The organism is Nonomuraea zeae (assembly GCF_005889725.1).
Classification (GTDB): domain Bacteria; phylum Actinomycetota; class Actinomycetes; order Streptosporangiales; family Streptosporangiaceae; genus Nonomuraea; species Nonomuraea zeae.
In genome coordinates this window covers 15745-42397 of sequence record NZ_VCKX01000049.1, presented here as the reverse complement: position 1 = coordinate 42397, position 26653 = coordinate 15745, and the positions used below count along the sequence as shown (strand labels likewise).

Below are 26653 nucleotides of genomic sequence, written 5' to 3'. Positions count from 1 at the left end.
CGACGGGCCGTGGGCCGCCTCGATCATGCACGCCGTGCTGGCCCACCTGATCATGCAGCTCGGCGATCGCCGGCGGGCGATCGGGCACGCGCGGGCCGCGCTCCCGGTGCTGAGCCGGCTCGGCGCGACGGACGACGAGACCCAGCTCCGCGCGCTGCTTCTGGTCTCCGCGCTCGCCGACGGCGACCTCGGCACCGCGGAGGCCGAGCTCGCCGAGATCACCCGGACCCACGACAACGAGGCGGTGTTCGGCGGGGTGGCGATCGTCTCGTTGTGCGCGGCCGAGTTCGCCCTCGCCCGCGGCGAGACGGCCGCCGCGCTCGCGGAGTACCGCCTGGCCGTCCAGCGGGCGTACGACCTGCGCGTGCCCGGGGTGCCGCACACGGAGCCCACGCCGTGGTCGCTCGTCGCGGTGTCGGTCACCCTGACGGCGTACGCGCACTACGCCCGTCCGGAAGACGTCTGGTACGGCGCGGAGTTGTTCGCCACCGCCCGGGGCTATGACCTGCTGAGCGCGGCGAACCCCAACCTCGACTACCCGGTGTGCGGCTCGATGCTCTTCGCGCTCGGTGCCTGGGGGCTGCTCCGGGGAGCCATGGCCCCCCGGGACGCGATCGCGTTGCTGGTGCTGGCCGAGCGGTTCGCGTACAACGCCAGCATGCCGTGCATGACCTTCGAGCGGATCGAACCGCACGCGGAGCGGATCGCGCCCGGGACGATCGCGGCCGTGCGGGCCGAGTACGGCGATCGACGTGGCTCGGACCTGCTCGACGAGGCGCGCGGTCTCGTGGAGCAGGTCTCCGGACGGAACGGGCGGAGGTCACATGTGCCGCTTGTAACTGCGTACCGACAGCGGGGCGAAGATCGCGATGACGATCAGGCACGCCAGGAGCGTCCAGGCCACCTCTCCGCTGACGAGGGCGTTGTTGGCGAGGTCGCGGGCGGCCGTGACCAGGTGTGAGACCGGGTTGATCCGGACGAACGCCGCCAGCCACCCGGGCAGGGTCTCGACGGGGACGAACGCGTTCGACAGGAACGTCAGCGGGAACATGATCATCATGGAGATGCCCTGGACGGCCTGGGCGCTCCTCGCGATCGTGCCGACCCAGGTGAACACCCACGCCAGCGACCAGCCCGTGATGATCGACAGCAGGATCGCGGCGAGCACGCCGCCCGCTCCGCCGCCCGGGCGGTAGCCCATCACCAGGCCCATGCCGAAGGTCAGGGTGGCCGCGGTCGTGTAGCGCAGCAGGTCGGCCACCATCGGGCCGGCCAGCGGCGCGATCCGGGCGATCGGCAGCGACTTGAACCGGTCGAAGACGCCCTTCTCCATGTCCTCGCGAAGCTGCGTGCCGGTGGCCATGCACGTCGTCAGCACGGTCTGGGCGAGGATGCCGGGGATCATCAGGGGGAGATAGCTCTGTACGTCGCCCGCGATGGCGCCGCCGAAGATGAAGGCGAACATCGCGGTGAACAGGATGGGCTGCAGCGCCACGTCGAAGAACTGCTCCGGGTTGCGGCGCATCTTCTTGACCGCCCGCCACGCCATCGTCAGGGTCTGGGCCAGTGTCTCCTTCATGGAGACGCGCCGCCGGGCGGCCGCCACGCGATCGGCGGCCCGGACCGCCTCGCGAGGGGGCGCGATCATGGTGCTCATCGGTTCTCCTCCGCGAGGTCCGCGCCGGTTTCGTCGTTTCTGTCTGTCTCGTGGCCGGTGAGGGCGAGGAACACCTCGTCCAGGCTGGGCTTGGCCACGCTGACCGAGGAGATCGACACCCCGGCGGTGCGCAGCGCGATCAGCACGTCCGCGGCCAGGTCGGCCTGGTCGAGGGCGACGTTGAGGCGGCCCTGCTCCGGGCTGAGCACCGGGTCGGAGCCGAGGACGCGCCGTACGACCTCCACGGCGACGGGCACCTCCTCCGGCCTGGCGAGCAGCAGCTGGAGGGCGGAGTTGCCGACCGCGGTCTTCAGCTCGTCGGGAGTGCCCTCGGCGACCTTGCGGCCGTGGTCGATGACGGCGACGCGGTCGGCGAGCTGGTCGGCCTCGTCCAGATATTGCGTGGTAAGCAGCACGGTGCAGCCGTCGGCGACCAGGCCGCGGATGGTGTCCCACATCTGGCCGCGCGTACGCGGGTCGAGACCGGTGGTCGGCTCGTCGAGGAAGATCAGCGGCGGCCTGGTGATCAGGCTGGCTGCCAGGTCTAGGCGCCGGCGCATGCCACCGGAGAACTGCGCGATCGGTTTGTCGGCGGCCGCCTCCAGGCCGAACTGGCCCAGCAGCTCGCCGGCGATGCGCCGGGCGCGCGGCGCGGCGATGCCCTGTAGACGGCCGAAGAGCCAGAGGTTCTCGCGGGCGGTCAGGTTCTCGTCGACCGACGCGTACTGTCCGGTGACGCCGACCAGCTGGCGGATCATGTGCGGGTTGGCGGCCACGTCGACCCCGAAGATCTCGGCGCGGCCGGCGTCGATCTTCAGCAGGGTGGCCAGCATTCTCAGGGTGGTGGTCTTGCCCGCGCCGTTCGGGCCGAGGACGCCGAAGATCTCACCAGGGCGTACGTGCAGGTCGATCCCGTCCACGGCCCGGTGCCCGCTGAACGTCTTCACCAGCCCTTCCGCATGTACGGCCAGGTCGGTGCCCCCGTCGGAGGGCGGGCCGCCCCCGAGACGTCCGAGTTCTGTGATACTCATGGCTCCACTTTCGGGGGTGCCGGTTTCACGGTGCCCTCAGCCGGTTTCACCGGTTGCCGGGAGCCGGGAAGTCGCCTTCGGGGCCAGGCCCGGAGCCGGTAGCCGCCTCCGTGGGCCATGCCCGGAGCCGGAAGCCGTCTCAGGGGCTAGGCCGCGGAAACGGTGCGGAAACACCGCCCTCGCTAGAACTTGTGGTCCGACAGCCGAGCATTCGGACTTCGAAGAGGGAGAATTCGTGATTCTGCGTCGAGTGACATCGACTGGCGTGGCCTCGCTGGCGTGCGCGGCGCTGGTCCTGAGCGCGGCCACGCCCGCCACCGCTGCCAACGTCAAGGTGGGAGACGTGCAGCAGGCGCTGGAGGCCCTGGTGAAGACGGGCCACGTGGTGGGCGCCATCGGCGCGGTGTACGTGGACGGCAAGCGGATCAAAACGGGATCGGCCGGGTCCCGCCTGCTGGGCGGCAAGGGCGGCGCGATCCCACCGACCGCCCGCTACCGGATCGGCTCGCAGACCAAGGCCATGACCGCCACCGCGGTGCTGCAACTGGTCAGGGAGGGCAAGCTGAGCGTGGACGACAAGCTCAGCGCGGTCCTGCCGGAGGTGGCGGAAAAGGACCTGGTGGAGCGGGCCGACGAGATCACGGTACGCAACCTGATCCAGCTGACCTCGGGCATCCCCGACTACCTCGGCCCGGACACCAGCAGCCCCACGCGTGACTACCGACCGGCCGACCTGCTGGCGGCCTCGCGCAGGAACCCCCGGCCCGTGGAGGTCGGGACCTTCAACTACTCCAACACCAACTACATCCTGCTCGGCATGATCGTCGAGAAGCTGTCCGGCCGGTCACTGGCGGCCGAGCTCGACCGCCGGCTCTTCGCCCCGCTCGGAATGCGCGCCACCTACCTTCCTACCAAGGCGACCGAGGGCATCAAGGGCCCGCACGGGCACGGCTACGCCCCGGACGCGTCGGGCACGATGCGCGACGCCGACCAGCTCAACGCCACCACCATGCTCGGCGCCGGCGGCGTGGTCTCCACCCTGCACGACGTCAGCGCCTTCCAGCGCGCCTTCCGCCAGGGCAGGCTCCTGCCGCAGTCCCTGAGCAAACTGATCACCGACCCGCCGCCCGGCCAGTCGCCGCCGCCGTCGGGCGGCCCGTGCGCCGGCAACCCCGAGTTCGCCGCAGGAGGTGGGGGCAGCGCCCCCGGCTTCACCGCCGCGACCATCACCTCCTCCGACGGCCGCCTGCAGTTCGCCGTGTCCCTGACGCTGGCCATGGACGATGCCGAGCGCGCCAGCACGCCGTCACGCATCACCAACGCACTCAAGTCGGTGTTCTGCCCCGCGACCTGACATCGCTCCCGGCCCGCTCGTGCGGCGTGTTTCACTGATGGGGTGACCTCGCCCGCATCCGACGAGGAGCTGTCGGCCCGGCAGGCGGCCCTGCGGGCCGAGGCGGCCGAAGCGCTCGCCGAGCTCGACCTGGCCGCGCTCGTGGCCGGCACCGGCCCGATGCTGTTCACCGGCAGCTACGTCTCTCACCTGATGTGCTGGCCCGAGGTGGACGTCATGGTGCACGCGGGCGCCGGGTTCGCCCCGGACGATGTGCTGCGGTTGCTGCAGCGCATCGTCGAGCATCCCGGCGTGGTCGGGTTCGACTACCGTGACGAACGCGGCCCACGGTCGCCGACCGGGACCACTCGTGACGAGCGCTACCACGTCCCCATCGCCTTCGCCCGCAACGGCCGGGACTGGCGTATCGACCTGACCCTGTGGCTCAACGACCCGCACACCAACCTGCCGGCCTGGCACGAGACCCTGCGCGACACCATCACCGCCGGCCAGCGCAGCGCCGTCCTGCGGATCAAGGACGTGTGGCACCGGCTGCCCGGCTACCCGGACCGGATCGGCGGCCTGCAGATCTACACCGCCGTGATCGACGACGGAGTCCGCACTCCCGAACAGTTCGGCACCTGGCTGGTCGCCCATGGCTACCCCGAGTCCTGATGCCTGCCGAAAGGGCGTACCCGGCTGATAGAACTGGGACGGCGCGAAGCCACAGCGCCGGTCTACAGCGCGGAGGAAGCCCGGCATGAGCCTGAAGTATCCGCTGGCGCTGGCCGGAATGCTGCTGTTGACGGCAGTCGCGGGGTGCGGCGGTCAGGATCCGGCGATCACGCGGACGGATCCCACCCCATCGGCAGCCGAGCCGACCACCACTCCGACTGCGAAGGGCTATTCGTACGAGCTACGCAAGAGCGACATTCCATGGCCCGGCTCCGGAGACCCGTACAACGCCGTGGTCGGGCTGGACGACGGGCGACGGGTGGCCATGCACTACCGGCGCGGCAAGGGTCTCTACGAGCAGCACTCCAGCGGGCAGGCCGGCGGGTGGACGGAGCCGCGCCTGATCTACGGCACGAAGACCGAGGCGTGCCAGGGAATCCACCTGCGGGCCTTCGGCGGGACCGTTGCGGCCATCGCGGACTTCGGCCAGTACTGCTCGGACGGCGAGCCACCGATGGAGTCCGTCGCGGCCGTGGCCGCAGGGAACCTGCGCTCCTGGGACCTCAACCTGAGGAGAAGCTTCGACGGCTGGGAGCGGGTCTCGGCGGGCGAGGACGGGACGGAGATCACCTTCCGACGCGGGTCCTCCACGCTGGTGTGGCGCAGGTCCGGCGGGTTCTCGAAGTAATTCGGCACCGGGCCGGTGCCGGCGCAGGAAAGGGGCCCTCAATCCGGCGACCGCTCGTACCAGGGGCCGATCGGGCCAGGGATGTTGACGCTGTCAGCAACACCGATCGCGTCCTCCGCCGCCTCGGCGTGCCGCCGGAACGCGGCGACCGGCTCTCCCCCCCCCCCAGAAAGATGGGGCGACGAGACTGCGAAACTCTCGGGCACCGGCGTGCCGCCGCTCGTGCTCCTTCACCGGCATCAACTGGCCACGCCCTCGCCCAGTGGCTGCAGGACTCTTCCGGACCAGTCGCCGGGGTCCACCTCGCGGGGCTCAGGAGTCCGGATCGCCTTCTCATCAAGGCTCGCTCGATCGGACAGAAGCCTCGTCCGCTCGGGAAGCGCGGAGCTTGTGGAGGGCGCGCTGGCACACGGCGTGCCAGGTCTCTCCACCCCGATCACGAACCAGGACACTGGCCACAACTTCATCGTCGCAAGTGCTTCCATGCCAGGAACACTTCGCCTCGGCTGCCCGCGGGCCGCCCACGTGATAGGCGGCGTCGAAGTCGCGCTCCTGAACCAGCTGTGATTTCACGGCGGCTTCGGTCCTCGGCGGATCAGGCGGCACGTAGCCATACTCTTCAAGACGTGCCCGCGCCTGTTCTCGCTCGTCCTCGGTGAACAGCGATGCGAACCTGCTCTGCAGGACGACAGCTTCCACACTGAGGTCAAGACGGTTGCGCTCCCATAGCGCGGTGAATCCATCGGAGACGCTGGATGCGCACAGCAAGTGGCGTGCGCTGGCGAGCCCGCCACGCTCGGAGATCATTTTGAGGAAATAGGTCGCGGGATATCCTGCCTCCTTTTTGGCGCGCTTGTAGACCTCGACCATGGCCGCGTGGAATTCGCGCTCCAGGCCCTGATCGTTCGTGGCGGGAGAAGTACTCGGCCTGGGCCTCGACCTGATCAAAGGGGGGCTCGATGGACCTGTCCTCAGCTGTGCCGAGGTGACCGGAGGCGGTTGCTGCGGAAGAACGGGAGCGCTGTGCGACGCGTAGGCTCTGTTCCGGATCAGAGTCAATTGCCCTGCGGTGTTGCGATCGCGCTTTTGCGGTATCGGACGTCCCTTGCCGCGCATGACCGCGCGGACGTGGTTGTAGATGGTGTCCAGGTCCAGCAGTGGGCCTCGCCCGTCAATCCCGTTCTGGAAGATTCGCAGTAGTTCGGCGGTGAAAGCGGTATGGGACTCGCCCGCGGGTGCGAGCGCCTTCTGATTCTCTGCCGTTGCGGCCAGAACGTAGGTGCCCTCGGCGCTGGCCTCATCGACGGCGGCAGTGATGGGGTCGGCCATCGTTCCCAACGCCCGCCCGCTGTAGCAGCAGTCCAAGATGACGATGCGGCGGGTAGCACGGCTCCCCAGCAGTGCGTCTCTGATGTGAGCATAGGCCACGGCCGTGTACATGCGCTGAGAATCGGACCCCACCAAGGCCAGGTGCAGGTCTCCACGCAGATGATCGATCAGTCCGTGACCCGCGTAGTAGAGGACCACGGTGTCGGTGGCCTCGTCCGCCGCGCGCACAACCGGATCCAGCAGGTCTGCGCTCGTCAACGGATCAGGAACGATCGCCACATGTGCGGCGGGAAGCCCCCAGACCTCATGCGCGGTCAAGACTTCGGCGAGGGACAACAGGTTGTCCTCCACCGAGGCCAGAGCGGGAAGGAGGTCATAGCGAGCCGTCCCGATCAGCGCGACCCGAGATCGGCTGGGATCCGGAACCACATTCATGATTGACCTGATTCAAGCATGCGGACGATCTTTTCGACTGCCTCAGGATCGCTATCCGATAAGACGATCTTCATCCCGTTGTGCTCAATGGTGACGGATGGCTTTGCCGGGCGGGTTGAACGCCAGGAAACATAGGCGAGCGCAAAGGTGAGCGCTTGAAAGCCGCTGTTCGTGATCAGCTCGATCACTTCCAGCGCGGAGCCCATCTCCCCGTCTTCGATGGGAGCCGCGCTCAGCCGGATCTTTGCATGCGTGCGTACCTCCGGGTCATCCATCAGCCACCCGCGGAAGGAGCGTAGCTCCTGTTCGGAACCGCTGCCATCGAATTGAATGCAGATAGACATGCTGATCCCTCTCTACGCCGTGACCAGACTACGCTCGATCGACTTTTCCCGCAGGACATCATGTCTCTCACACCTATCGGCGCAAAGCCCGAATGACGTGGTCGCCGGCGGAAAGCCGTGTCGGAAACCTGCGGATTACAAGAACGCCCACTGTCCGGGAAGTGTTGAGTCTCGTCACCATTCAGGCAGGGCTGGTTGGGTTCGGATGGTATGTGTTTCTCTGCCTTGAGAACGTGAAGCCGGCGGACGTCGTGGCAGGCGTCGGCGTCGTAGGAGATGCGCGGCGCGGCTGAGGCGCCCCGGCCGATCAGGTCGTAGCGCAGTACGCGACAGCCGCTGGCGGTGTCTCCCAGACGGCCGGCTGCGGAACGCCGTGGCCGCGCATCCTGGCCGAGAGTGACGTTTCCGCCGGCTCCCGAGCAGACATCATCTTTGCGGACCATGGTGGGCCGTCCGATCGATCGACGCCCCCCGAAAACCCGGAAGCCGCTACCAATCAGCGCGAACTCCCGTGGCAGCCGCTTGACCGCCGCCACGCTCGTGTTCGACTCAAGGGCGGTACGAGTGTGGCGACTCAGAACCGCTGTAATCCGGTCACCCGCAGGAGATCGAGCGCTGCCGCTTCGGAAGAACCCGGTTCGGCGGAGTACATCAGCACCGTCTGGTTGTCGTCGGGGAGCAGGAGGGTGTCGCAGTCGAGTGTGATCGTACCGAGCGCCGGATGGTTGATGCTCTTGGCCGCCGAACGCCATGCAGCAGAGCGTCCCTCCTGCCAGAGCTCGTCGAAGGGCTTGCTTCTGAGCCGCAGCTCATCGATCATCCGGGTGAGGTCCGGGTCCTGGGGATAGCGGGCCTGGGCGGCACGCAGGGTGCCGACCGAGGCGCGGGCGGCGGCGTCGTCATCGCTCGCGCTCAAAGCGGCCTGGCAGCGGCTGCTGCCGAGGAATCGCTGCCAGATGAGGTTGCGCCGGTGGCGGGGCCAGGCGGACATGTCACCCTGCAGCGCCGCCGCCAGCGGATTCCAGGCCAGTACGTCGCCCTTGGCGGACAGCACCAGTACGGGCAGGTCCGACATGCGATCCAGCAGCCGCAGCACGCTCGGCCGGACGACCATCTGGATGCGCCCGGACTGGGGCGGCTCGTGTCCGGCCAGCCGGAACACCAGGTCGCGGTCGTCGTCGTCGAGCCGCAGCGCCTGGGCCAGCGCGGCGACGACCTGACTCGACGGCCGGGGACCGCGGCCCTGCTCCAGGCGTACGACGTAGTCGACACTCAGGCCCGCGAGCATGGCCACCTCCTCCCGGCGCAGACCCCGCACCTGGCGACGCGGTCCCGTCGACAGCCCGACGTCCTGAGGACGCAGGCGCGATCGAGCCGTACGGAGCACTGCGGCGAGTTCGGCTCGGTTCATACCTCGATCATGCCTCAGCGTCCGGCCCGGCCGGGTGGTACGGCGAGTCCCAGGCCACACCGGTCCTGGCAGGCCACGCGGGGCTGCCCCATGATCGAACCCATGACAGCAGACCTGAGAACGGTGGCCCTGGTGACCGGGGCGAACAAGGGGCTGGGCCTGGAGACGGTACGCCACCTGTCGAGCCGCGGCTGGCGCGTCTTCCTGACCGCCCGCGACCCGGAACGGGGCAGGCAGGCTGCGGACTCACTGGCGCGCGAGGGCCTCGACGTCGCGTTCGTCGAGCTGGACGTCACCTCGGACGATTCCACCGCGACGGCCGTGAAGGCGGTGACCGAGCAGGTGGACCGCCTGGATGTCCTGGTCAACAACGCGGGAGTCGGCGGCCCGCTCATGAGTCCGGCCGACATGGACGCCGGCATGCTGCGGCCTTTGTACGAAGCCAACGTGTTCGGTCCGGTACGGGTGACGCACGCGTTCCTTCCCCTGCTCCGCCGGTCGGAGCACCCCCGGGTCGTCATGGTTTCCAGCGCTCTGGCCTCCCTCGCCAACGCCGCCGACCCCGCCCGCCCTGAGCACGGTTTCCTGGCCTTGGACTACGCCTCGTCCAAGACGGCGCTCAATATGATCGTGTCCCAGTACGCCCGGGCGCTGCCCACGTTCAGGATCAATGCCGCGGACCCGGGCAACCCCGCCACCGACATGAACCATCACACTGGCATCCACACCGTGGCCGAGGCCGCGGAGGTGGTCGTCCGGTTGGCGACCCTGGACCCGGACGGGCCGACCGGCGGCTTCTTCGGCAGCGACGGCCCGATCCCTTGGTAGGAGACGACATGACCAAGATCATTTCTATTGGCCTGCACCCGAGTGCGATCGACTACACCGGGCTTCCCGGGCTCGACGAGCAGACTCTCGCGGCCCGCATCGAGCAGGGCGACGCGGCCCTGCGAGCGGCAGGTCTCGACGTGACGTCCTGTCTGGTCGAGGCTGACCCGGAAGCAGCGGAGAAGACCGTGCGCGAATGGCTGCGGTCCGAGCCGTCCTTCGGCGTGGCCATGATCGGAGCGGGCGTACGGACGATCCCCGAGCACACCCTGCTCTTCGAACGGCTGATCAACGTACTGGCCACCGCGGCGCCCGGGATCCGGTTCTGCTTCAACACCTCGCCAGAGACGACGATCGACGCGATCCGCCGCCAGCTGTAGCCGCGGGCATGGCCGTCGTGCCGGGCGAGGCATGTACGGCGGCTCGAAGCCCGAGGCCGGTGCTGAGATCGCGACTGCCGGGCAGCTTTCGGGTGTGCCCTCGCCGAGATCCCTTTCTCAACGCTCGGCACGCTTCACAGCGGCCCAGCGTGCTGCTCATCCAGTAGCGCCGTCCGTATCATCTCGGCATGGTGCTGAACCGGGAGCCGCGGCTCGGCCGGCGGGTGGTGCTCCTGGCCGCCGGAGGGTTGCTCGCCGGTTGTTCCCGGGAGCCCGAGGTCGGCAAGGTCCACCTGCGGCTGGCCACCGGGCCGGCGGGGGCGGTGTACCGGCGCATCGGCGGCGCGCTGGCCGTGCACATCTCCGAGCAGGTGCCGGGTGCCACGGTGAGCACCGTCCCGAGCGGGGCGTCCACCGACAACATCCGGATGCTGCGGGCCGGCGAGGTGCACCTCGGGCTGACGAGCCTGGACGCGCTGATCACGACCGACGGCAGCGTGCCGGACGGGCTCTCGGCGATCTGCCGGCTGTACGACAGTCACCTGCATCTCGTGGTCATGGCCGGTTCGGCGATCGACGAGTTCCGGGACCTGGCGGGAAAGCGCATATCGCTCGGAGCCCGCGACTCCGGCACCGAGTTCACGTCGTTACGGGTTCTGGAGCTCGGCCGGGTGAAGGCCGACGGCCGGTATCTCAGCCAGGCCGAGTCGGCGGCGGCACTGCGGGACGGCGAGATCGACGCGATGTTCTCCCTGACCGGCGTCCCGACCCCCGCCATCACCGAGCTGGCGCAGCGGCACCCGATCCGGCTGATCCCGCTGGACGCGCAGGCGGACGCGCTCTTCACGGCGTTCCCCGGCCCCTACACCCCGGCCATGATCCCCACGACCGCCTACCCCGGCGTCCCGGCCACCCGCACCGTCGCCGTCCCGAACGTGCTTCTCGTACGCGACGACCTGCCCGGCGACCTGGTCCACGCCATCACCGACACGATCTTCACGCACACCGGCACGATCACCTCCGGCGGTCGCGACGACGCGGAGGCCGTTCCGGAAGCGTGGCAGATCAATGTGCGGACCGGGATCTCCACGGCGTCCATCCCGCTGCATCCCGGCGCGGCCGCCTGGTTCCGCGACCGCAAGCGCTGACTCGGGACACCCGAAGTCAGGACGCCCGGCCGGGTGGGTCCGGATCGGACGACGACGATGATGATGATGAGGCCGTGCGCGGAACGACGGGCAGCGCGACCACCGCGGCGAACCCGTGCCCGGACCCGTCCGGCCGCGGCAGGCCGTCCTCCAGCCGCAGCTCGCCGCCGGCCGCCCCGACCAGGTCGGCGCAGATCGCCAGCCCCAGGCCGGTCCCGGACACGTTCTGATGCCGCGGCGACCGCCAGAACCGCCGTAGCGCCTGTGCCCGCTCGGACGCGTCGATCCCCTGGCCGTCGTCACGGACCGCGATCGTGACCACGCCGCCGGCCGCGAAAGCATCAGTGCCCCCGCCGCCCGCCGCGGCGTCATCATTGCTCCCGCCGGCGGGGACGACCCGGGCGCTCACCTCCACCACCTGGGCGCCCGACAGCCGCAACGCGTTGCTGATCAGCTCGTCCAGGATGCTGCCCAGCCCGCCCGTCGGCTCCAGCAGCCGCAGCCCCGGCGGCACGTCGACCGTCAGCGCCTGCCCCGCCGTCGCCGTCAGCGCCCGCCACCGGTCCACCCGGGTCGCCAGCACCGCGTCGAGATCCACCGGCGACGACGTCCGTATGCTCTCCATCCGCGCGCTGGCCTGCAACGAGTTCAGCAGCCGCTGCATCGCCTTCAGCTCGTCGACGGCGACGTCGTACACCTGACGCCCGCCCCCCGCCGCGCGCAGGTGCGGTTCGAGGCTCTCCACGGCGAGCCGGAGGCTGGTCAGCGGATTGCGCAGCTGGTGCGAGGCGTCGGACACGAACGCCCGCTGCCGCTGCACGGCGTTCTCGACCGCGTCCATCATGGTGTTGAACGACTCCGCCAGCCGCCGCAGCTCGACCGGCCCGGCCTCGGCGTCCGCCCGGATCGTGAGGTCGCCCCGCGAGATCCGCGAGCTCGCCGCGTCCAGCTCCCGCACCGGCCGCAGCACCCACGCCGACACCGGCCAGGCGACGGCGACCAGCGCGATCAGCGGCAGCAGCCCGAGCCCGGCGAGCTGGGCCCATCGCACGAGGATGCGCCAGTGCGTCTTCGACAGGTCGGAGATCGTCACGACGGCGCCGACGACCTCGCTGTCACGGCCCACCGGCTCCGCGACCACGAGGGCGGAGTCGTCCCACGGAGCCCAGTCCCCGGACGGCTCGGGTCTCGTCCCGGCCAGGGCCGCGGTCACGATCCGGGGCAACGCCGGCTCGGCCCGCGCCGCCTCCCGGTAGGCGCCGGCCGGTCCGAGCAGCACCGTGCCCGAGGTGTCGATCACCGCGACCGCGATGCCGTACAGCTCGTGGTAGCGCACCAGCTCCTGCTGCAGCGCCTCGGTCCGCCCGGCCGACAGCGCGGTCTCGGCCAGCGACGCGAACCGGCCGACGTCGTTGAGCCGGTCGACGTACGTCTCCTGCATCTCCCGCTCGGCCACGCTGACACTGAGCGGCACCCCGAGCGCCGCGACGAGCAGCACCGCCAGCGGCACCAGGACGACGAGCAGGCGGCGGTGCACGGCGCGTCAGCCGAACAGCTCCGGCCGGTCGGCCAGGAGCCGATAGCCGACCCCGTGGATCGTGCGGATGAGGACGGCCGGCCCGAGCTTGTGCCGTAACGCCGCGATGTGGGTGTCGAGGGTGCGGCTTGCCGACTCCCAGGTGGCGGCCCAGATCTGGTCGAGGATGACGTCGCGGCTCACCACGTTCGGGGCGCGGCGGGCCAGCAGCAGGAGCAGCTCGAACTCCTTGCGGGTCAGCGCCACGGACGCGTCGTCGACGGTGACCTCGCGGGTGCCGACGCCGATCCGCATCGGGCCGAGGACGAGCGGCTCGTCGGGATGGCTGAGGGCCCGTGCCATCCGGGTGCGCCGCAGGACGGCGTCGATCCGGGCCAGCAGCTCCGGGATGCCGAACGGCTTCACGATGTAGTCGTCGGCGCCGGCGCGTAAGCCGCGGACCCGCTCGTGCTCCTCCGACCGCGCCGTCACGGCGATGACGGCGGTCTCGGGGCGGTCACGCAGCTTGCGGATCACGTCGAGCCCGTCGCCGTCGGGCAGCCCCAGGTCGACCAGGACCACATCGGATGGGGCGGCGCATACGGCCTCGGCGGCGGTGGCGATGCGGTGCACCTCGAACCCCGCCTGGGCCAGGACGGTCACCAGGCCCCGCGCGACGCGGTCGTCATCCTCGATGATGGTGATCCGCATACCGGATTGTAAAGCCCGGATCGCCGCTCGTGTCAGCCCTTCAGTTCTTGGGATTCCTCTGACACCATCCGCGCCCCCGCTGTCCGAGACTGAGGCCGCGCACTCACCGACGGATGCGCATGCGCTGAGGAGGAGGCTGCGATATGAGAACGACCAGCCGGTACCGGGCCGCCGCGCGGATGATCGCCGCGATCGGCGTCGTTTCGCTCGCCGCCGCGTGTTCCGGCAACTCGGGCACCACCGGCGGAGCCACCTCCAGCGGCGGCGCCACCGGTGGTTACCCGGAGCAGAACATCACGTTCGTCGTCCCGTTCAGCGCGGGCGGCCCGACGGACACCGTCACCCGCATGATCGCCGAGCCGATGGCCGCCAAGCTCGGCACCAAGATCGTCGTACAGAACGTCGAGGGCGCGGGCGGCACGGTCGGCGCCGGCGAGGTCGCGCGGGCCGATCCGGACGGCTACACCGTCCTCATGCACCACATCGGCATGTCGACGGCCCCCGCCCTGTACCAGAACCTGGGCTACAAGCCGCTTGAGAGCTTCGAGATGGTCGGGCTCGTCACCGAGGTGCCGATGACGATCGTCGCCCGCAAGGACTTCGAGCCCAAGACGCTCCAGGAGCTCGTCACCTACGTGAAGGCGAACGCGAACAAGGTCACGCTCGCCAACGCCGGCATCGGCGCCGCCTCCCACCTGTGCGGGCTGCTGTTCCAGACCGCGGCCGGGGTCAAGCTCCAGGAGGTCCCGTACGAGGGCACCGGCCCCGCGCTGACCGACCTCGTCGGCGGCCAGGTCGACTTCATGTGCGACCAGACGACCAACACCAGCGGCCAGATCTCCGCGGGCGAGGTGAAGGCGTACGCGGTCACCACGCCGGAGCGGGTGAAGAGCCTGCCCGACCTGCCCACCACGGCCGAGGCCGGGCTGCCCAAGCTCCAGGTCAGCGTCTGGCACGGTCTCTACGTCCCGAAGGGCACGCCGCAGGACGTCGTCCAGAAACTGTCCGAGGCGCTGAAGACGGCACTGGCCGACCAGAAGGTCATCGACCAGATGGCCAAGCTCGGCACCGCGCCGGTCCCGGCCGGGGACGCGACCCCGCAGGCGCACCGGACCAAGCTCGAAGAGCAGCTCGGCACCTGGGCGAAGGTCATCGCCGACGCCGGCGTCAAGGCCTCCTGAGGTGGAGCGCCGCCGGTCCTTCCCGGACGTCCTGGCCGGGGGGATCTTCATCCTGATCGGTGGCGCATTCGTGGTGGGGGCGCTCGGCTACGAGCTGGGCACCCCGCTGCGGATGGGCCCCGGCGCCTTCCCGCTGCTGGTCGGCGTGCTGGTGGCCGCCATGGGCCTGGCGATCGTCATCAAGGGGCTCATCGCCGGTGAGGTGATCTCGTTCGGGCCGATCCCCTGGCGGGCGGTCGGCGTCATCGTGCTCGCGGTCCTGTTCTTCGGATTCACCGTGCGCGGCCTCGGCTTCGTGCCGACGTCGGCGGTGACCGCCCTGCTCACCACGCTGGCCAGCACGCGCGTACGGCCGCTCACGGCCCTGGCCGTGGCGGCCGGGCTGACCCTCGCCAGCACGCTCATCTTCGTCGTCGGACTTCAGCTGCGGATCCCGTTATGGGGCCCCTGGCTGGGGTTCTGACGCGGCACCCCGGATTGAGGCATGGAACTACTCGACAACCTCGCCCTGGGCTTCTCCACCGCCCTGCTCATCCAGAACGTCCTCTACTGCTTCGTCGGAGTGCTGCTCGGGACGATGGTCGGCGTGCTGCCCGGCATCGGGCCGACGGCCACGGTGGCGATGCTGCTGCCGATCACGTTCAACTTCGAGCCGGTGACGGCGCTGATCATGCTGGCCGGCATCTATTACGGCGCACAGTACGGCGGCTCGACGACCGCCATCCTGATCAACCTGCCCGGCGAGTCGTCGGCCGCGGTCACCGCGCTGGACGGGCACGAGATGGCCCGGCAGGGGCGGGCCGGCGCGGCGCTGGCCGCCGCCGCGATCGGGTCCTTCATCGCCGGTACGGTGTCCACCGTCGTGCTGGCGGTCGCCGCTCCGCCGCTGGCCCGGGTCGCGTTGCAGTTCGGGCCGGCCGAATACTTCTCGCTGGTGCTGGTCGGCCTGATCGTGTCGATCGCGCTGGCGCGCGGCACGGCGCTCAAGGCGCTGGCGATGATCGCGCTCGGCGTGCTGCTCGGGACGGTCGGCCAGGACATCTACACCGGCACGCCCCGCTTCGTGTTCGACCAGCGCGAGCTGTACGGCGGCATCGACTTCGTGTCGGTCGCGGTCGGCATGTTCGGGGTGGCCGAGATCCTGCGCAACCTGGAGAACGAGCACACCCGCACGGCGGTCATCAGCAGGGTCAAGAACCTCTGGCCCACCCGCGAGGACCGGCGCCGGATGGTCGGCCCGATCCTGCGGGGCACCGGCCTGGGCGCCGCGCTCGGCGTCCTGCCCGGCGGCGGCCACGTGCTGGCCTCCTTCACCTCGTACGCCGTCGAGAAGCGGGTCTCGAAACGGCAGCAGGAATTCGGCCACGGCGCGATCGAGGGCGTCGCCGGCCCCGAGTCGGCGAACAACGCCGCCGCGCAGACGTCCTTCATCCCGCTGCTGACCCTGGGCCTGCCGGCCCACCCGGTCATGGCGCTGATGGTCGGGGCGTTCATCGTGCACGGCATCACCCCGGGGCCGAACGTCATCACCGACGAGCCGGAGCTGTTCTGGGGCCTGATCGCGTCGATGTGGATCGGCAACGTGCTGCTCGTGCTGCTGAACCTGCCGCTGATCGGCGTCTGGGTGCGCATGCTGCGCATCCCGTACCAGGTGCTGTTCCCGATGATCATCCTGTTCGCGGCGATCGGCACCTACTCCCTGGGGTTCAACGCGTTCGACGTCTACGCGATCGTGTTCTTCGGGATCCTGGGCTACATCCTGATCAAGTGCGGCTGCGAGCCGGCGCCGCTGCTGCTCGGCTTCGTGCTCGGCCCCCTGCTGGAGGAGAACCTGCGGCGGGCGCTCATCATCTCCCGCGGCGACGCCTCGGTCTTCCTGACCCGGCCGATCTCGGCGGTGCTCCTGGCCCTGGCCGTGGCGGCGCTCGTCGTCGCCGCCCTCCCGGCGATCCGCAGGCGCCGCGAGGTGGTGTTCGCCGAGGAGGAGTAGGGGCTGCTGATCCGCGGGGCGTCCGATCTTCCCCAGGCCATGGATGGAACGTCCGGGGCAGATTATGGTGCGGTCATGAAGGGCTCGTACCAGGTGTACTTCGAACGCGCCCGGATCCCCATCGCGGCGGTGGACGGGCTCGGCCGGATCAGGGAGAGCAATCCCGCCTTCCACGCGGCGATGGCCCGTACGGCCGAGGAGCTGGGCGGCATCCTGGCGGAAGAGCTGCTCGCGCCCGGCGAGATCGACACTCAGCGGCCCTACTGGCGGATGCTGGCCTTCGGGCAGCTGGCGGTCTACCGGACCCGGGTGCGGCTCGTCCGCGGGGACGGTGCCGTGATCTGCGCCCGGGTCAGCGCCTCCGTCGAACACCGGGCGGACGGCCTGCCGTGGCGGGCCGTGGCGGTGCTGGACGAGATGTCCTCCGTGGCGCCCGCGCTGGGCTCGCTCCAGGGAGAGGTGCTGCGGCTGGTCGCCGCGGGCGCGTCCAACGCGCAGATCGCCCGGCGGCTGTACCTGACCCGGCAGGCGGTGGACTATCACCTGGTACGGCTGCGCGCCAAGCTCGGCGCGGAGAGCCGGTCGGCGCTGGCCGGGCGGGCGTTCGTGCTGGGCCTGTTCGTGCCCGGCGTGTGGCCGCCGGCCCTGCACCCGCCCCCGGCGGGGACGGGTGCGCCGGAGTAGGGGTCACTGCACGCCGAGGAACTGGACGGCCGGGTCGGTCTGGGCGGAGGTGCCCCAGACGGCGTCGTACTGGGTGGTGTCGTCGTGGAGGTAGTACAGCAGCCAGGCGGTGGTCACGCGGCGGGTGATCGCCTGCTGGGCGGCCCGGGTGATCGAGCCGCTGTCGCAGCCGAGGCCGCCGGAGTCGGTGAAGCCGCAGTGGAAGCCGCCGACGATCGTGCGCAGCTGCTTGGGGGCGAGCTTGGCGTTGTAGATGGGGATCTGGTTGCCGGACGGGCCCGCGACGGTGTCCGCCGAGCCGGCCACCAGCTGCATGGGGACGGAGGTGGTCGCCGCGGCGGCCTTGGCCGACGGGTTGGTCTCGGCGGCGGCGAGGTTCGTCACCGTCCGCACCGAGGAGTTGCGCGCGGCGGCCAGGACGCTGGCGCCGCCGCCCATCGAGTGACCTGACAGCCCCAGCCGGTTGGTGCGCACGTGGGCGTTGAACCGCGACCCGGCGGTGGTGTTCTGCGCGACCATCCAGGTCAGCGCGGCGTTCAGGTCGTCGGCGAAGGCGCTGTGGCTGGGGAACAGGCCGCCCTGTGAGGTCGGCAGGATCGTGATGGTGCCCCAGGAGGCCCAGTGACCGCCCAGGGAGGCGTACTTGCTGATGCTCTGGAAGAACCCGTGGCCGAAGGCCGTCACCGGAAACTGCCCGGCGGCGACGGCGGTGCCGCTTCCCGCCGAGGTCGCCGGATAGTAGACCCGGGCGCTGAACGAGCGGCCGGAGGCGGAGACGCTGACGTCGGCGTATCCGACGGCGTACGAACCCGGCGCGGAGAGGTCGGCGGCGGCGGCCCCCGCGGGGGCGGCCGTGAGGAACAGCAACGGGATCAGGAGGGCCGCGCAGATCCTGATCGACCAGGAGCGCATGATGCTTCACCAGCTTTCACGCGAGGCGACTGTCACCCGGATTGTGGAAACAGTGATTCCCCTATGGCAACAGTGCGCCGCGGGGACTAGGCAAATGCCAAAGGTCTGAGTCACTCTGGTTACGCCTGAAGAAACGGCGTTTCCACGGGAACGCCCCGGTGGCTTGCGCGGATGCCGAGGAGGCGATGGTGCTGATGAGGTGCTCCGGATCTCAGGAGGTCCCGGCGGCCGGAGACCTGCCCCCGCTCGTCGCCGGCCGTCACTCGTGATCTCGGTCCTGTACGGCGGGCTCGCCCTGATCCAGGCGGTCCTGGCCGTACGACTGGCGCGCCCGGGGTTATGGATCCCGTGCGTGGTCGCGGTCGGCGTCGCCTACGACTCGGCGGTCGTCGGAGCCGGGCGGCTGATCGGCGAGGGGCCGGCACTCGAAGCGCTCAGCACCGGCCGCTTCGCCGCCCACGCCGTCCTCACCCCGCTGCTCATCGTGCACGCGGCCGTCCTCGTGCGCCGCGGGCTCGTCGTACCGGCCTGGGTGCTGGCCGGGGCGCTGGTCGTCCTCGACGCCGTGGGCCTGGCGAGCCTGCGGCTGGAGCCCCGGTGGTGGGCCGACGTCTTGCGCTACGCCTCCGCGGATCCGTCGGGGCCGCCGGTCGCGGCGCTGGTCACCACCGTGATCCTGCTGGCCGCCGGGGTCACGCTGTGGGCACGCCGGCGCACGCCCTGGCTCTTCGCCGGCGCGGCCGTCCTCCTGGTGACCGCGGGCGCCGCCGTGGTGTGGCCCATCCTGGGCAACGCGGGGGAGGCCGTGCTGATCGCGGCCATCGCGGTGACGGGCCGGCGCGATCTGCCCTGATCTCACTGATCGGGACCGGGCAGGTGCTGCTCCGTGGCGTGGTACTGCTCGATGAGCCAGCCGCCTCCCGGCGTCCGGCCGGCCACGACGGACAGGCGCACCCGGCGGATCCCGCCGGTCGGCGCGGTGAAGGTCACGTCGGCGAACCCGCCCACGATCGCCGGGCCCGGCCGGGTGGCACGCAGCACCTCGGCCACGGCGGTCGTACCGGGGACGACGCCGGTGTAGTACTCGCGGATCTCCGCGTGACCCACGCGCAACCGCGGGTCGACGCCCTGGAACAGCGCGTCCGGGCTGAACATGGAGACCAGCTCGGTCAACCGGTGTCCGCTGAAGGCCCGCTGCCAGCCGTCCATCAGCTCGACGAGAACGCCGGTGGCGTCGATGCTCATTTTCGCCCTTTCGGATCGCGACAACCCGTGACGTTAGGGCGTCACATCATGTGAAGGTCAACCAGGGCGGAGGCGCATGGCGGGCAGATAGGGTCGCATCATGCCTGACCTGATCGAGCCCACCGCGCGTCTGTACGCCGCCTGGCTGGAGGCGCATGCCGAGTGGGGGCCCGGCGTCCACGAGGACGGGTTCGGGCTGCTGCCGACCGACGCGGTCGAGTCGCCGGCCGGGTTCGCGGCCTGGGTGGCGCGGCTGGCCGGGGAGTCGGACCGGGCCAGGGCGGCCGGGGATGGCGGGGTGCTGTGCACGTACCGGTGGATCGTCGAGGACGATCAGGTGCTCGGCGGGATCGCCCTGAGGCACGGGCTCAGCCAGTACGTGCAATGGGCCGGCCACATCGGCTACGGCGTCCGGCCGTCCGCGCGCGGGCGCGGACTGGCGACCTGGGCGCTGAGCCGGATGCTCGACGAGGCGCGGGCGCTCGGCATGCGGCGGGTGCTGGCCGTCTGCGCGGCCGGCAACGTGGCCTCGGCGCGGACGATCGAGCGCAACGGCGGTGTCCTGGAGAGCATCCAGGACACCGAGCTCGGCCCGGCCCGGCGTTACTGGCTCGAGGTCGGCGCGCTCGAAGAAGCGTGATCGGACAGGTGACGGCGGCCGCGCGACGGCGGCCGCCGGCACGCTCAGCGGGAAGACGAGCAGGGGCTCGCGGACCACTTGAGGTAGCCGGTGACCCGGCCCCAGGTCGAGACCTCGCCGCTGCAGAATTCCGTCTTGACCCCGACCAGGATGGTGCGGGCGGAGTCGGAGAAGTACTGGGTGTTGCACAGGTAGCCGGCCTGGCAGGAGGGGGCGGCCTGCGCGCCGGCCGGGACGGTGGCGAGCGCGGCGGTGGTCAGGGCCACGACGGCCAGTACGCGACGGATCATGAAGGGTCCTTCCTCGATCGCGGGGGAAACGCTGAGCGTCAGCTGCAGGGGGTCTCGGTCCAGTCCTTGTACACGGTGCGCACGCCCCACTCGTCGTAGGAGCCGTCGCAACCCTCGAAGCGGCCGCCGACCACCTGGGTGGCGGTGTTGTCGGAGTAGTACGTGGTGACGCACTGGTAGCCGAGCGCACAGGCCCTGGCCTGCGCGGGACCGGCGGGGAAGGCGACGAGGGCCGTCGCGGCCAGGGCGGCGGCGATGAGTGCACGACGGATCATCAACAGTCCTTTCCGAGCGTGGAGCAGGGGGTGTACCCGAGCCCCGCGACCCGGCAGGCAGCCCTGTGCGGTCTCCTGGGGGAGCGGGGCCGGCGGATGGGGTGGCCGTAGGGGCAGGAAGGGAGCGTCGTGGACGATCTTTCGAAATGATCCGTCGTATGGGACAAAAGCGCAAGAGGGGCTCATATTCCGCCGCACCCCGGAGAAAACCGCTCGCATTTGTCGCGACATATTATCCGCGCAGGAGCTGTCCTTATTGAGCCGGAAAACGAAACGTCCAGGCCGGTCCATGTGGACCAGCCTGGACGTTATTCGGCAGACCTGATCAGGCGAGGTCGAACCGGTCGAGCTCCATCACCTTGGTCCACGCCGCGACGAAGTCCCGCACGAACTTCTCCTTCGCGTCATCGCTCGCGTAGACCTCCGCCAGCGCCCGCAGCTCCGAGTTCGACCCGAAGACGAGGTCGACCCGGCTGCCGGTCCACTTGACCGCTCCGGCGGCGTCGCGCGCCTCGAACGTGTTAGCGTCCTCGGCCGTGGACTTCCACGTCGTGCCCAGGTCGAGCAGGTTGACGAAGAAGTCGTTGGTCAGCGTCCCGGGGTTCGCGGTCAGGACGCCGAGCGCCGACTGCTGGTGGTTCGCGCCCAGGACCCGGAGGCCGCCGACGAGGACGGTCATCTCGGGGGCGGTCAGGGTGAGCAGGTTCGCCCGGTCGAGCAGCAGGTACTCGGCCGGCAGCCGGTTGCCCTTCCCGAGGTAGTTGCGGAACCCGTCGGCGGTCGGCTCCAGCGCGGCGAACGACTCCACGTCCGTCTGCTCCTGGGAGGCGTCCGCACGGCCCGGCGTGAAGGGGACCACGACGTCGAAGCCGCCCTCCTTGGCGGCCTGCTCGACCGCCGCGCCACCGGCGAGCACGATCAGGTCGGCCAGCGAGACCTGCTTGCCACCGCTCTGGGCGGCGTTGAAGGACTGCTGGATCCCCTCCAGCGTGCGCAGCACCGTCGCGAGCTGGTCGGGGTCGTTGACCTCCCACCCGCTCTGCGGCTGGAGGCGGACACGCGCGCCGTTGGCGCCGCCGCGCTTGTCGCTGCCGCGGAAGGACGAGGCCGACGCCCACGCCGCGGACACGAGCTGGGGCACCGACAGGCCGGAGGCGAGGACCTGGGCCTTGAGCGCCGCGACGTCGCCGGCGTCGATGAGCTCGTGCGTCACCGCGGGGAGCGGGTCCTGCCACAGCAGGGTCTCGGCCGGGACCTCCGGGCCGAGGTAGCGCACGACCGGGCCCATGTCGCGGTGGGTCAGCTTGAACCACGCGCGGGCGAAGGCGTCCGCGAACTCGGCGGGGTTCTCGTAGAAGCGCCGCGAGATCTCGTTGTAGATCGGGTCCACGCGGAGCGAGAGGTCGGTCGTGAGCATCGTCGGGGCGTGGCTCTTCGACGGGTCGTGGGCGTCGGGAACGGTGCCCGCCCCTGCGCCGTCCTTCGGCCGCCACTGGTGCGCGCCCGCGGGGCTCTTGAACAGCTCCCACTCGTAGCCGAACAGGATCTCGAAGAAGCTGTTGTCCCAGGTGATCGGGGTGTTCGTCCAGATGCCCTCAAGGCCGCTGGTGATCGTGTCGCCACCCTTGCCGGTGCCGAAGGTGTTCTTCCAGCCGAAGCCCTGGTCCTCGATCGGGGCGGCCTCGGGGTCGGCGCCGACGTGATCGGCCGGGCCCGCGCCGTGGGTCTTGCCGAAGGTGTGACCGCCCGCGATCAGGGCGACCGTCTCCTCGTCGTTCATCGCCATCCGGCGGAACGTCTCGCGGATGTCGCGAGCCGCGGCGAGCGGGTCCGGGTTGCCGTTCGGGCCCTCCGGGTTGACGTAGATGAGGCCCATCTGCACCGCGCCGAGGGGGCTTTCGAGCTCCCGGTCGCCGGTGTAGCGCTCGTCGCCGAGCCAGGTGGACTCGGGGCCCCAGTAGACGTCCTCGTCGGGCTCCCAGACGTCCGCGCGGCCGCCGGCGAAGCCGAAGGTCTTGAAGCCCATCGACTCCAGGGCGACGTTGCCGGCCAGGATCATGAGGTCGGCCCACGAGAGCGACTTGCCGTACTTCTTCTTGACCGGCCACAGCAGGCGGCGCGCCTTGTCGAGGTTGCCGTTGTCCGGCCAGCTGTTGAGCGGGGCGAAGCGCTGCTGGCCGGCGCCGGCGCCGCCGCGGCCGTCACTGATCCGGTACGTGCCCGCGCTGTGCCAGGCCATCCGGATGATGAACGGGCCATAGTGCCCGAAGTCGGCCGGCCACCAGTCCTGCGAGGTCGTCAGGACCTCCGCGATGTCCCGCTTGACGGCCGGGAGATCGAGGGACTTGAAGGCCTCGGCATAGTCGAACCCGTCGCCGAGGGGGTTCGCCACGGCGGGGTTCTTGGCGAGGATCTTCAGGTTGAGCCGCTCAGGCCACCACTGGCGGTTGCCACCGCCCTGAGTCGGGTGAAGCGCGCGCTCGTGCGCGACAGGGCAGCCATCCGCGCCCTCCGACTTCGGGTCTGTGACGATTGCATCATGGTTCTCAGACATGAGAATCCTTCCGAACTAAGGGGATACGGCCCTCAGGAGCTACGGGCGGTGGAACAGCCGGGGCACAGGCCCCAGTAGATGACCTCGGCCTCGTCGATCGTGAAGCCGTGGTCTTCGGACGCATGCAGGCAAGGGGCATGACCGACCGCGCAGTCGACGTCGGCGACGGCACCACACGACCGGCACACGATGTGGTGGTGGTTGTCGCCCACGCGTCCCTCGAAGCGCGCCGGGCTGCCGGCGGGCTCGATGCGGCGTACGAGCCCGGCCGCGGTGAGGGCGTTGAGTGCCTCGTACACGGCTTGCAGGGAGATGTGGCCCACGCGATCCCGCACTCCGGAGGCGAGTGCCTCGACGCCGAGATGGTCGCCGTCCCGGACGGTTTCGAGCAGCGCGACGCGCGCGGCGGTCACCCGGAGGCCGGCGCCGCGCAGCTCCTCGGCGGTGGTCGGAGTCCTGGATGCGGTCATGGTGTCCAACTTAGCCACATAAACACGAATGATACAAGATAATGAATGATGCAAGCTTACGCCAGGATCGTCCCCACCTGGGCTGGGGGCTGGCCAGGCTCGGGCGGCAGGGGACCTGGCAGGCGGCGCTCGCGGCGCTCGCGGCGGACGCGCCGGCGGTGGCGGTGGATCTCGGGTCGGGTCAGGGCGGGCTGGTTGAAAATCCCATCAACGCCTCTCCCATCACGAATAATGGTCATCCCAGCGTTGGTGAGAAAGAGGATCGATGCCCACCAGGGGTGAGCGAAGGCCGCGCCCGAAAAGGCCTCGTGCCAGATCATCGTCAACCAGGCGATCGTCGTGGTGGAGAAGGCCCGCGGCTAAATGGGCAGGGACTGCGCTGCTCGTCCCGATTGTGGTGACGGTGATTGCCAGCCTGGCTTCCAAGGGTGGGGAAAGGGCGTTGGGCTGGAGCGAGGACAAGGGGACGGGTCAAACCCGTAGCCCGTCCCCGACCGCGTCAGCGCAACCGTCCGGAGCGGCGGTCAAGGTCAACAAAATTACCTTCGTGCCGAAGGTGAACGATAATACGTACGTCGTTCCCGGGCTCGTGGCACCGGACGTCGTTCATAAGCTCAATTCGGTATTCGAACCGGAAGAAGACCCTGAGGCGGCGACGGCTGCCATGCGGGCATTGGGCGGTGTGGAGACCACGGAGTCCACCATCGAGCTGGAGCTGGAAGGCAACCGCCAGAAGCCGGTACGCATCACCGGCATGAAGCTGGATGCCGACTGCCGCGCGCCGTTGACCGACACGCTGTTCTTCTCACCGCCACAAGGCGATCTCCCGACGGTCAAGATCGGTTTCGACCTGGACCGCCCTTACCCGATCGCCCAGTACGCCAAGGAGCACGAGCAGGGCCCCGGCCTGCCGACGCAGTTCTCCGGCGACTACTTCGCCGATCGCAAGTACGAGTTGAAGCCGGGCGAGCAGGCAACCTTCCGCCTCACGACCAGGACGTACAAGCACTATTGTGAATACGCGTTCAAACTGGAGCTGCTGGTCGACAGCAAACCCGAGACACAGACCATCGACAACGATGGGCAGCCCTTCCGCATTTCGGCGAAGATAGCGCCCAAGAGGGTCCGGTTCAACGAGTGGGCGACCTGCTCGGCCTACAAGCGCGTATATCTCGGAGGCGCGCTCAACGCGATGAACTCCCAGGGTTGGTGGACGACCTCGCCCAGCAGAGGAAAGGAAGACTTCTGCTGAGGGCGAGCACCCCTTCGGCCGCGGGCCGGGATGCGGCTCACCGGAGCGGCGGTCCCGAAAGGTGCGCTCCCCCGCCCACCGCGTACGCCTCCCGCAGCCAGCCGGCGAACTCGTCGTCCAGGTCCTCGGGCGAGCCGGCCTGCCAGTGCAGCACGAACAGCCGCTTGGTGTACGGGTAGGACCGGACTATCCGCCGATCCTCGATCGTGCGTTGCAGGTCAAGATGGCCGTGGATGCCGGCCGCGGACAGCGCCACGCCCGCGAACCCGCGGCGCTCGCCCTTCAGCACGATCGCCGACTTCGCCACCGAGTAAGTGAAGGGGCCGCATCTGCCGGCCAGCTCGATGAAGCGGTCGTAGAGGGCGATTACCTTCTCCGGCTTACCTTGCAAATGCCGCTCGACAGTCCATTCATCGTGATCCATGCGAAAAGGTTAGAGAGGTGCTGAGTAACACCGCCAGGGAAACCGAGGCGGCCAGGACGACGCTCGCGAGGATCCACGTCAGCGGGATGCCGACCGCCCCGGCGGCGAGGCCGGCCATCGTGGCGCCGAGCGCCGTGGCCCCGCGGGCGACCGATCGGGCGCCGGCGGTGACCCGGCCCAGCAGCTGCGGCGGGGAAAGGCGCTGGCGGGCGCTGAGGATGATCACGTTCAGCACGGCTGTGGCGGCGCTGTTCAGGGTGATCAGGCCCGCCGCCAGCGGCCACCAGGTCACGAAGGCCAGGCCCAGGCAGGTGGCCGAGAGGGCCGCGATGGAGGAAATCAGCGCGACGCGGTGGCCCAGCAGGCGCAGCAGGGCGGGGGCGGTGTTCGCGGCGACCAGGCTGCCCACGCCGCCGGCGATCAGCAGCCAGCCGTAGGAGTGGCCGGGCAGGCCGAGCACGGCCGAGGTGTAGAGGACGAGCAGCGAGAACGCACCCTGGTTGGCGAAGCAGGTGGCCGACATCAGGACGATCAGCACGCGCAGGGTCCGATGGCGGACCAGGTAGCGCAAGCCCGCCAGCGTCGATCTGAGCAGCCCCGCCGACACCGGGCCCGCCGCCGTACCGACGGTGACTCTGGAGATGATCGCGGCCGAGGCCAGGAAGCTGGCGGCGTCCAGCAGGAACGCCGCAGGGGTCCACATCGTCCAGAGCAGCAACCCGAGCGGCGGGCCGACCAGCGTCAGCCCGACGGCCTGCACCGTCACCAGCCGCGCGTTCACCCGCTCGAAGTCGCGGTCGGTCACCAGCGACGGCGCCAGCGCGTGGCCGGCGGTCTCGAAGAACACCTCGGCCACGCCCGCCGTCAGCGCGACCACCAGCAAGATCGCGATCTCCCGCCATCGGAGCAGCGTCACCCCCGCGAGCAGGAGCATGACGGCGGCGCGGGTCAGGTCCGCCACCACCATCACCCGGTGCCGGCTGAGCCGGTCCACCGCCGCCCCGATCACCGGGGCCAGGATCCACGGCAGGCGGGTGGCCGCCACCACGGCGGTGATCTGGACCGGGTCCGCCGTCGTCGCCACCGCCGAGAGCGGCAGTGCGACGAGGCGTACGCCGTCACCCACGGCGCTGAGGCAGCCGGCGATGGACACGCGCCAGGCGTTCGCCCCCAAGGAGCTGCGGTGCGGGAGGAAGCGGCGAATGGCGAAGGGGTTCACCATTCGCCTCCCGATCAGCACGCCGGGTCGC

29 protein-coding genes are annotated in these 26653 nt (G+C 70.0%); 13 read left to right on the top strand and 16 right to left on the bottom strand.

The window, feature by feature from the left end; translation table 11 throughout:
• Positions 1-820: 820 nt before the first annotated feature.
• Both ETD85_RS65785 and ETD85_RS18100 read right to left on the bottom strand, forming a co-directional pair.
• Entirely contained in the window at positions 821-1657 is an 837-nt protein-coding gene (locus ETD85_RS65785) for an ABC transporter permease (protein WP_138690894.1), read from the bottom strand.
• Positions 1654-2688 carry an ATP-binding cassette domain-containing protein gene (locus ETD85_RS18100; RefSeq protein ID WP_138690893.1) on the bottom strand — a complete coding sequence of 345 codons (1035 nt, stop codon included), beginning with the start codon at positions 2686-2688 and terminating at the stop codon, positions 1654-1656. The genes ETD85_RS65785 and ETD85_RS18100 overlap by 4 nt, the downstream gene beginning before the upstream one ends.
• A 250-nt stretch (positions 2689-2938) precedes the next feature.
• On the opposite strand from ETD85_RS18100, the gene ETD85_RS18095 reads away from it, so the two are divergent.
• The 3 genes from ETD85_RS18095 to ETD85_RS18085 all read left to right on the top strand — a co-directional run bounded on the left by ETD85_RS18095 (position 2939) and on the right by ETD85_RS18085 (position 5384).
• Positions 2939-4042 (top strand): serine hydrolase domain-containing protein, encoded by a 1104-nt coding sequence (locus tag ETD85_RS18095; protein WP_170246732.1) that lies wholly within the window; start codon positions 2939-2941, stop codon positions 4040-4042.
• A gap of 42 nt (positions 4043-4084) precedes the next feature.
• Positions 4085-4696 carry a hypothetical protein gene (locus tag ETD85_RS18090; protein ID WP_138690891.1) on the top strand — a complete coding sequence of 204 codons (612 nt, stop codon included), beginning with the start codon at positions 4085-4087 and terminating at the stop codon, positions 4694-4696.
• Positions 4697-4781: 85 nt separating this feature from the next.
• Positions 4782-5384: a hypothetical protein gene (locus ETD85_RS18085; RefSeq protein ID WP_206058383.1), complete on the top strand. Its 603-nt coding sequence runs from the start codon at positions 4782-4784 to the stop codon at positions 5382-5384.
• A 336-nt stretch (positions 5385-5720) separates the two neighbouring features.
• Here ETD85_RS18085 and ETD85_RS18080 read toward each other — a convergent pair whose 3' ends face one another.
• The 3 genes from ETD85_RS18080 to ETD85_RS18070 all read right to left on the bottom strand — a co-directional run bounded on the left by ETD85_RS18080 (position 5721) and on the right by ETD85_RS18070 (position 8903).
• On the bottom strand, positions 5721-7148 hold the full coding sequence (locus tag ETD85_RS18080) for a caspase family protein (protein ID WP_138690890.1): 1428 nt from the start codon (positions 7146-7148) through the stop codon (positions 5721-5723).
• Positions 7145-7492 (bottom strand): effector-associated constant component EACC1, encoded by a 348-nt coding sequence (locus ETD85_RS18075; protein ID WP_138690889.1) that lies wholly within the window; start codon positions 7490-7492, stop codon positions 7145-7147. The genes ETD85_RS18080 and ETD85_RS18075 overlap by 4 nt, the downstream gene beginning before the upstream one ends.
• Positions 7493-8066: 574 nt before the next feature.
• Complete coding sequence (locus tag ETD85_RS18070) at positions 8067-8903, bottom strand: helix-turn-helix transcriptional regulator (protein ID WP_138690888.1); 837 nt, start codon at positions 8901-8903, stop codon at positions 8067-8069.
• Positions 8904-9005: 102 nt separating this feature from the next.
• Here ETD85_RS18070 and ETD85_RS18065 point away from each other — a divergent pair, with 102 nt between their 5' ends.
• The 3 genes from ETD85_RS18065 (at position 9006) to ETD85_RS18055 (ending at position 11259) form a co-directional block, all read left to right on the top strand.
• Positions 9006-9731, top strand: a complete 726-nt coding sequence (locus tag ETD85_RS18065) for an SDR family oxidoreductase (protein ID WP_138690887.1) — start codon at positions 9006-9008, stop codon at positions 9729-9731.
• Positions 9732-9739: 8 nt separating this feature from the next.
• The gene (locus ETD85_RS18060; RefSeq protein WP_138690886.1) at positions 9740-10111 is read left to right on the top strand and encodes a hypothetical protein; all 372 of its coding nucleotides are present in this window, start codon (positions 9740-9742) and stop codon (positions 10109-10111) included.
• Between the two features lie 188 nt (positions 10112-10299).
• Positions 10300-11259: a TAXI family TRAP transporter solute-binding subunit gene (locus tag ETD85_RS18055; RefSeq protein ID WP_138690885.1), complete on the top strand. Its 960-nt coding sequence runs from the start codon at positions 10300-10302 to the stop codon at positions 11257-11259.
• 16 nt (positions 11260-11275) lie between these two features.
• Here the strand turns inward: ETD85_RS18055 and ETD85_RS18050 are convergent, their stop codons facing one another.
• The gene (locus tag ETD85_RS18050) at positions 11276-12796 is read right to left on the bottom strand and encodes a HAMP domain-containing sensor histidine kinase (RefSeq protein WP_138690884.1); all 1521 of its coding nucleotides are present in this window, start codon (positions 12794-12796) and stop codon (positions 11276-11278) included.
• A 6-nt stretch (positions 12797-12802) separates the two neighbouring features.
• A complete protein-coding gene (locus ETD85_RS18045) occupies positions 12803-13486 on the bottom strand; it encodes a response regulator transcription factor (protein ID WP_138690883.1) in 684 nt (227 codons plus the stop codon).
• A gap of 143 nt (positions 13487-13629) precedes the next feature.
• Here ETD85_RS18045 and ETD85_RS18040 point away from each other — a divergent pair, with 143 nt between their 5' ends.
• The 4 genes from ETD85_RS18040 to ETD85_RS18025 all read left to right on the top strand — a co-directional run bounded on the left by ETD85_RS18040 (position 13630) and on the right by ETD85_RS18025 (position 17341).
• Entirely contained in the window at positions 13630-14667 is a 1038-nt protein-coding gene (locus tag ETD85_RS18040) for a tripartite tricarboxylate transporter substrate-binding protein (RefSeq protein WP_206058381.1), read from the top strand.
• Position 14668: 1 nt separating this feature from the next.
• Positions 14669-15130: a tripartite tricarboxylate transporter TctB family protein gene (locus tag ETD85_RS18035; protein WP_138690882.1), complete on the top strand. Its 462-nt coding sequence runs from the start codon at positions 14669-14671 to the stop codon at positions 15128-15130.
• A gap of 21 nt (positions 15131-15151) precedes the next feature.
• Positions 15152-16657, top strand: a complete 1506-nt coding sequence (locus ETD85_RS18030; protein ID WP_138690881.1) for a tripartite tricarboxylate transporter permease — start codon at positions 15152-15154, stop codon at positions 16655-16657.
• A gap of 75 nt (positions 16658-16732) precedes the next feature.
• Positions 16733-17341, top strand: coding sequence for a helix-turn-helix transcriptional regulator (locus ETD85_RS18025; RefSeq protein WP_170246731.1), 609 nt, complete (start codon positions 16733-16735; stop codon positions 17339-17341).
• A gap of 3 nt (positions 17342-17344) precedes the next feature.
• On the opposite strand, the gene ETD85_RS18020 is transcribed toward ETD85_RS18025, so the two are convergent.
• Entirely contained in the window at positions 17345-18253 is a 909-nt protein-coding gene (locus ETD85_RS18020) for an alpha/beta hydrolase family protein (RefSeq protein WP_138690879.1), read from the bottom strand.
• Positions 18254-18518: 265 nt separating this feature from the next.
• Between ETD85_RS18020 and ETD85_RS18015 the strand changes: the two genes are divergently transcribed.
• Positions 18519-19106, top strand: coding sequence for a hypothetical protein (locus ETD85_RS18015; protein ID WP_138690878.1), 588 nt, complete (start codon positions 18519-18521; stop codon positions 19104-19106).
• Positions 19107-19108: 2 nt separating this feature from the next.
• On the opposite strand, the gene ETD85_RS18010 is transcribed toward ETD85_RS18015, so the two are convergent.
• Positions 19109-19498: a YybH family protein gene (locus tag ETD85_RS18010; protein ID WP_138690877.1), complete on the bottom strand. Its 390-nt coding sequence runs from the start codon at positions 19496-19498 to the stop codon at positions 19109-19111.
• Positions 19499-19598: 100 nt separating this feature from the next.
• Here ETD85_RS18010 and ETD85_RS18005 point away from each other — a divergent pair, with 100 nt between their 5' ends.
• Positions 19599-20138, top strand: coding sequence for a GNAT family N-acetyltransferase (locus ETD85_RS18005; protein WP_138690876.1), 540 nt, complete (start codon positions 19599-19601; stop codon positions 20136-20138).
• Positions 20139-20182: 44 nt separating this feature from the next.
• Here ETD85_RS18005 and ETD85_RS18000 read toward each other — a convergent pair whose 3' ends face one another.
• The 5 genes from ETD85_RS18000 to ETD85_RS17980 all read right to left on the bottom strand — a co-directional run bounded on the left by ETD85_RS18000 (position 20183) and on the right by ETD85_RS17980 (position 24053).
• Positions 20183-20428, bottom strand: a complete 246-nt coding sequence (locus tag ETD85_RS18000; RefSeq protein WP_138690875.1) for a DUF6289 family protein — start codon at positions 20426-20428, stop codon at positions 20183-20185.
• 38 nt (positions 20429-20466) lie between these two features.
• Entirely contained in the window at positions 20467-20703 is a 237-nt protein-coding gene (locus ETD85_RS17995; RefSeq protein ID WP_138690874.1) for a DUF6289 family protein, read from the bottom strand.
• A gap of 325 nt (positions 20704-21028) precedes the next feature.
• Positions 21029-23257: a catalase/peroxidase HPI gene (gene katG, locus ETD85_RS17990; RefSeq protein WP_138690873.1), complete on the bottom strand. Its 2229-nt coding sequence runs from the start codon at positions 23255-23257 to the stop codon at positions 21029-21031.
• A 32-nt stretch (positions 23258-23289) separates the two neighbouring features.
• Complete coding sequence (locus ETD85_RS17985) at positions 23290-23727, bottom strand: Fur family transcriptional regulator (RefSeq protein WP_138690872.1); 438 nt, start codon at positions 23725-23727, stop codon at positions 23290-23292.
• Between the two features lie 56 nt (positions 23728-23783).
• Positions 23784-24053, bottom strand: coding sequence for a hypothetical protein (locus ETD85_RS17980; RefSeq protein ID WP_138690871.1), 270 nt, complete (start codon positions 24051-24053; stop codon positions 23784-23786).
• Between the two features lie 77 nt (positions 24054-24130).
• On the opposite strand from ETD85_RS17980, the gene ETD85_RS17975 reads away from it, so the two are divergent.
• Positions 24131-24979, top strand: coding sequence for a hypothetical protein (locus ETD85_RS17975; RefSeq protein ID WP_138690870.1), 849 nt, complete (start codon positions 24131-24133; stop codon positions 24977-24979).
• A gap of 37 nt (positions 24980-25016) precedes the next feature.
• Here ETD85_RS17975 and ETD85_RS17970 read toward each other — a convergent pair whose 3' ends face one another.
• Complete coding sequence (locus tag ETD85_RS17970) at positions 25017-25403, bottom strand: DUF5655 domain-containing protein (protein WP_138690869.1); 387 nt, start codon at positions 25401-25403, stop codon at positions 25017-25019.
• Entirely contained in the window at positions 25390-26625 is a 1236-nt protein-coding gene (locus ETD85_RS17965; RefSeq protein ID WP_138690868.1) for an MFS transporter, read from the bottom strand. Before ETD85_RS17965 ends, ETD85_RS17970 begins: the two co-directional genes overlap by 14 nt.
• Positions 26626-26653: the final 28 nt, after the last annotated feature.